This is a genomic window from Subtercola boreus, assembly GCF_003399625.1.
Lineage (GTDB): Bacteria > Actinomycetota > Actinomycetes > Actinomycetales > Microbacteriaceae > Subtercola > Subtercola boreus_C.
The window spans coordinates 1-5,381 of sequence record NZ_NBXA01000005.1 but is presented as its reverse complement, the minus strand read 5'-3'; the positions used below and the strand labels follow the sequence as shown (position 1 = coordinate 5,381).

At 62.7% G+C, this 5,381-nt stretch carries 8 protein-coding genes and 1 pseudogene; 2 read left to right on the top strand and 7 right to left on the bottom strand.

The features are described 5' to 3' along the window. Positions 1-330: 330 nt before the first annotated feature. Both B7R21_RS03055 and B7R21_RS03050 read left to right on the top strand, forming a co-directional pair. Entirely contained in the window at positions 331-543 is a 213-nt protein-coding gene (locus tag B7R21_RS03055; RefSeq protein ID WP_116281791.1) for a hypothetical protein, read from the top strand. A 585-nt stretch (positions 544-1,128) separates the two neighbouring features. Then, a complete protein-coding gene (locus B7R21_RS03050) occupies positions 1,129-1,671 on the top strand; it encodes a hypothetical protein (RefSeq protein WP_116281790.1) in 543 nt (180 codons plus the stop codon). A 340-nt stretch (positions 1,672-2,011) separates the two neighbouring features. Here B7R21_RS03050 and B7R21_RS03045 read toward each other — a convergent pair whose 3' ends face one another. The 7 genes and pseudogenes from B7R21_RS03045 to B7R21_RS19940 all read right to left on the bottom strand — a co-directional run. After that, positions 2,012-2,608 (bottom strand): recombinase family protein, encoded by a 597-nt coding sequence (locus B7R21_RS03045; protein WP_116281789.1) that lies wholly within the window; start codon positions 2,606-2,608, stop codon positions 2,012-2,014. Between the two features lie 233 nt (positions 2,609-2,841). Continuing rightward, the gene (locus B7R21_RS03040; RefSeq protein WP_116281788.1) at positions 2,842-3,003 is read right to left on the bottom strand and encodes a YqaE/Pmp3 family membrane protein; all 162 of its coding nucleotides are present in this window, start codon (positions 3,001-3,003) and stop codon (positions 2,842-2,844) included. A gap of 50 nt (positions 3,004-3,053) precedes the next feature. Then, the gene (locus tag B7R21_RS03035; RefSeq protein ID WP_116281787.1) at positions 3,054-3,257 is read right to left on the bottom strand and encodes a hypothetical protein; all 204 of its coding nucleotides are present in this window, start codon (positions 3,255-3,257) and stop codon (positions 3,054-3,056) included. A 65-nt stretch (positions 3,258-3,322) separates the two neighbouring features. After that, a complete protein-coding gene (locus tag B7R21_RS03030) occupies positions 3,323-3,730 on the bottom strand; it encodes a hypothetical protein (RefSeq protein WP_116281786.1) in 408 nt (135 codons plus the stop codon). Beyond that, a complete protein-coding gene (locus tag B7R21_RS03025) occupies positions 3,727-4,929 on the bottom strand; it encodes an Asp23/Gls24 family envelope stress response protein (protein WP_301182546.1) in 1,203 nt (400 codons plus the stop codon). The genes B7R21_RS03030 and B7R21_RS03025 overlap by 4 nt, the downstream gene beginning before the upstream one ends. Before the next feature lie 52 nt (positions 4,930-4,981). Next, a complete protein-coding gene (locus B7R21_RS03020; RefSeq protein WP_116281784.1) occupies positions 4,982-5,155 on the bottom strand; it encodes a CsbD family protein in 174 nt (57 codons plus the stop codon). A 38-nt stretch (positions 5,156-5,193) separates the two neighbouring features. Then, positions 5,194-5,381 (bottom strand): annotated as a pseudogene (locus tag B7R21_RS19940) (hypothetical protein); the annotation flags it as partial.

Genomic DNA, 5,381 nt, shown 5'->3' with positions numbered 1-5,381 from the left:
TGATCGACCGGGTCGTGCACCACGCCGACGTCCTCAGCCTCAAAGGCACCAGCTACCGGCTCCGAGGACACAAAACCCTCACCACTACGACAAACTAAACACACCACGTGGCACCGTTTTCAATCGGCAACATTGGTACCGTTTTCGGTCGGCGTTAACATTCTTGATTGCATGATGAGACCGTACACCCGGCCTCTGCCTGAAATTCGGGACTCAGCAGGGACATTTGCACGTTTCGCGGGGACCTAAGACGGGACCCTGACCGGCGACGGGACGACACCATCAAGCGGGCCATGCGCGCATCTAAATCCAGAACAGTAGGATTCGAGGATGCCGTCCAAGACCAAAGCCGAAAGAACCATACTTCTCCTCCGGCTCATCGGAATTGTCGGCACTTTGATTTTTCTGAGCAGCATTGTCTTGATCGTCGTCGCTTCGTCAAATCTCGGTGCTTATGCGAATGGCATCGCAGGGCTTGCCCTGGCTGTCGGCGGGTTCATGGGCGTGAGGGGCATGAACAAAGGCAAGCCTCGAGGCAACTAACGGCCTGAGAAAGCTAGGCACAGAAGACTGCACGGCGGATCTTCATTGCACAGCCTCGACAAGCAAGTGGGACTGAACTTCGAACTGGCCTCATCCACTTCCGCTCATGCGTACGAAAGAGTCCAGCGCTCGCTCGCTAAAGCGGTCGGAGACGATCCCTGCGGCGTCGGGCGCCTCTGTTCGCCACAATGACAGCCGTGAAGACGACGGCGAACCCGCCGAGGAGAACCAGAAGGCTTGCCCATGGCCATCCGGAATCCGGGCGAAGCAAGCCTGCGCCGAGGACAAGTCCAAAGACGCCGAGGACCCGAGTCAGTAGAGCCCATTTTGGTTCGTTCTCAGGCTTCCGCTCTAACGAGTAATGACCCGTGGGATTGCTTTTGAAATAGAGAACGATGGAACCGAGAGAGATGAGGGTGCCGATGAGTGCGACAAGCAACCAAACCCAAGCGATATCCATGACCTATAGACAACCATTATTCGAGCTGCGCTGCACTGAACGAGGTCCGGACACGGGCCGGACGCCGGAACCGCAACGGTGCGTGCCCCGGTAAATGCTCGTCAGTGAGACGCTAGGCTGCGCTCATGAAAAACGACCGGCCGAAGGCCATAGCAGCGGCAATCGCCTTCTTTCTGGCCGGCGGAGCTGGTGCTGTGTTCGGATTCGCCCATCCGAGCGGGGGGTTGTTCGGTGGAGTACATCTGATCTTCCTGAGCGCGCTTCTGTTGTTCTTGGGAGTCCTGCTGGTCGTTATCGTTCTGAATGATCCGTACTCGGTCGCTCCGGGTGCTCGTGGGACCTTGCGTCGTTCGGGTCGAGCTCATGTGCTTCGGTTCAGTGTGGGTGATTCTGAGCGGCATGAGGTGTTCTACCGGTGGGACCAGGTCTGGGGTTGGGTGACAGTCACCGTCGATGACGTGCTGGTCTCGAAGCAGCTCGTGACGATCAGCTTCCGACTTATGAGAGTTCTTGAGTTGCAGGTTGGTGAGAGCGAGAAGCATTCCGTGCGCATCGAGAAGCGTCGGAGCTTGTTCTTCTCCGCGGCTAGACCGCAGCCGATAGAAGCTTTCGTGGACGGGGTACTTGTTGCGTCGGACGACGGCGCCGCGGCCGTTCGATCTAGCTGAGGGGCTCGAAAGTTAGTTCAGGATGGAGAGCAGTGGCCCGCACAGGTTGGAAGAGGTTGGAAATATTTTGGACAGTGCTGGCAGTTGCGTCGGCGGTGCTCGTCGTGCTCGGTACAGTGAACGCTGTCTTCGGGGGAGGGAATTGGATCATCCCGATTGGCCCTTTTTTCACCGGTGCAGCGGCGGTCATGTCTCTCATAGGCATAAGACGGGCACGTCGTAAGCAGCCTGAAAATCCTCCGTCACAGAGCGATTGACTCTGACTCGTCGAGGTTACTAACCAGGTCAGTGGCGGTCCGTTCCCGAGCGGCGTCCCGTAGGAGCCGTCCGGTGAACAATTTCAGTCAGGTGCGTCTTGCGGGGCAACAGCAGCGAGCTCGTACCTATATAAGGTCGCGCGCGACCAGCCGACGAGCTGCGCTGCTTCGGCCGCAGTCTTACCCGCCTTTCTCGCGGCCCGAACGATATCGAGTTTCTCGGCTATCATCCGCGGATCGCTCGGCGGCCGGCCGAACCTGGTGCCGGCTGCCTGCGCGACCGCGATGCCAGCGTTTACGCGTTCGACGATGAGTTCTCGCTCGTACTCGGCCAGGGTGGCGAGCATGCCGAGCATCATCCTGCCGGTCTTCGTCGACGGGTCGATGCCGTCCGATACCGACTGGACGTTGATGCCAGTCTGTTGCAACGACTTCACCGTGTTGAGCACATCGATCAAAGATCGGCCGAGCCGGTCGATTCGCCAGACTACGACGGTGTCGCCCTCGACGGCGTGTTCGAGGAGCCGGCTCATCGCGGGCCTACTCGCCGCGACCTTTGTTCCGGAGGTGACGTCGGAGAAGATGTCCCGCTGCTGCACCCCGATCTTCAGGAGTGCGTCGACCTGCAACTGCGCATCCTGCGCCGCGGTGCTGACCCGCGTGTACCCAAGTAACCTCATGCTGCCACCATGCCTCAGCAACTCCTAAAAACCGGCATGAGACACGCACGACAACGAGATGAGTTTCCAAGACAACCGGCAATCGCGGAATCTCGCGAATTCAGCAGACCGTTCCGTGGGGGAATGGGTTGCCTCATTAACCTTTACGTGGTCGAGACGCTGACACGGGGCTGACCAACGAGGGTGCCACCCTGGCATCGATGAAGCTGGCGCGAACCGCCAGACGCCTACCTTCAGTCGCGGGTGACGCGATAGATGCCGTAGATCACCCCGGGGACGTGCCCGACGAGTTGCAGCAGGAAGGCCCAGAGAACCTTCAGACCGAGGCCGTCATGGATGAGAACGGCGACGAACGGGAAGAAGAAGCACAGGATGATGAGCAGTACTTTGCGCATGGGGATCCGATCTGGGTGGAGTGGTGCAGGGGTGGATGGATGGGCGGAGCCTACTTCTTGAGGTCGTCGACCTTGCGGGCGACCTTCTTGCCCAGCTTCTTGCGGGCCTTGGCATTCTTCGGGTCACGCCAGAGCCGCTCGGCCTGGTGGCGCAGGCTCTCCGACTGCTTTCCCTTCACCGGACGGTGCGAGCGGGCGCCCGCCAGGTAGATGGCTGCGACGATGACGCCGCCGATGATGATCTTGTTGCGCATGAGCGTTCCTTTTCTCGTGTTGGGCAGAGCTGGTGGTGGAGCAGATGAGTGTCAGTGGAGCAGGGTCAGCGGTTCATCACCTGGGTGATGAGGTTCTGGATGAACGGGATGACGTTCTCGACCTGGTTGACGCTCGAGAGCGCGGTGGCGACGAGCGGCCAGAGTGAGCCGACGAGTGTGGCGATGACGGCGGCTGTGGCGGCAATCCAGGCCAGGGCGCCCACGCGGGAGATGAACGCGAGTGCGAGGAACCCCAGAGCCACGAGGTAGCTGATGACGATGGAGGCGGTGATCGCGCCGACGGGAACGTTCAGGGCACCGATGGTGGTGGCGTCGGCGGCGCCGATCAGGCCGAGAACCGGGAGCAGCACGCCAGCGACGATGACGATGCAGAGCACGAGACCCGTGATGAGGGCGGCCCAGACGGAACGGGGTCGGCGGCGCCGGCCTGTTCCGACGGCGTGCGACCTCATGAGTGGTGCTCGCTTGGCTCGGCTGTCGCTTCGAGGATCACGGGTACGACCACGATGACGGGGTTCTCGTGCTGGTCGGCATCGGCATCGGCCGCCGCGCTCATGTCTGTAGCGGTGTCGTCGGCAACGGTCGCCGAGTCGGTCTGTTCCGCGACGGTGTCGGCGGCATCCGAGACCACATCGGCCGCAGCGGCGACAGTGTCGGCGGCGCGCGCCTTCACGGTGTCGGTCGCTGACGAGACGGCATCGGATGCGGCGTCCGTCGCTGTCGAAGCGGCTTCGGTCGCGCGGGAGACGGCCTCGGCCGTCGCATCCTTCGCACCTGCGAGGGCATCGGAGGTGGCATCCGTCGCCGAGGTGACCGCGCCGGCGGCGGTCGAGGCCGCCTCGGAGGCCTTCGTCTTGACGGTGTCGGCTGCCGCCGAGGCGCGTGCGGCCAGCGAATCCGACGGGTCGATCTCTTCGTTCACGGGCTCGACCTTGTCGAAGGGGCCGTGCACGCCGGTGACATTCACATTCACGTCGACGGGTTCGCTCACGAGCTGAGCCGCTGCCCGGGTGACCTGGATCCGCACCGTCTCGAGAACCTCGGTGATCGTGTGCGGGTATTCGACGACGAGGTCGAGGTCGATGATGGTGCCGCCGTCGGCCCGGCTCACCGTCACTCCGGGAATGGTCGAGGTTCCCCGGATGCGCCGGCTCGCTCGGTCGAGGGCGCGGGAGGCCTTGCCACCGAGGTGGTGCACGCCGGTGACGCCGGCTGCGGTCTCGGCGACGGTGGTGCTGAGCAGGTGCTCCGGGGTCTCGGGATCGGGATGGGTGGTCTCGATCGATCCGAGGTCGACGGGAACGGGCTGGGCGTGCAGCGCATCACCGGTCAGGGCGTCAGTCATGTGGGGGGTCTCTTTCGTGTGAAGCGGGGTGGGAAAAATGGGACACGAACGCGTCATGACGACAGCGAACTGGCGGTTCGGGTTGACCGAGGTACGGCGCCGTTCGGCGCGATCCGTGATGGCCAGGCCGACGGTCGCGGCGGGGTTGAAGTGCCCGCCGGAGAGGTGGATGGCGGCGTCGATGCCGGCAATGACACTGATGTCGGAGGCCACGGTGGCTTTCGCAGTGCGAGATGCAGTGCGGGGTGGCGGAGCGCTCGGGAAGCCGGCGTGAGCCGAGCATCGAGTGCAGGAGGCGGAGTGGATGTCCGGCCCTCGCTCGTGGGAAGCGGGGGCCGGACGGTTCTTGGGGGTGGTTCTAGTTCTTGAAGACGTCTTTCACGTCTTCGACTTTGTCGCGGGTCTGGCCTTTGGCCTGGTCGGCTTTGCCCTCGGCGACGAGTTTGTCGTTGTCGGTGACGTTGCCGACGGCCTCTTTGGCTTTACCGGCGACGTTCTCGGCTGCGGCCTTGATCTTGTCTGCTGCACTCATGCGTTCTGCTCCTTCTGTGGTGGTGTTGGTGGTGTGGGTCAGGCGACCCGGGTGGTGCTGTGGGCGATCGTGGTGCGGAGTCCGCTGACGATCTGGATGACGACCGGGACGCTGTGTCCGAGGACGTCGTCCCATTCCGTGACCGCATTGTCGATGACGGTGCGGATCCGGACCGGGGACGCGCCCCGGCGGGCGTGCGCGGTGATCCGTAGCACGTTCTCGTGAC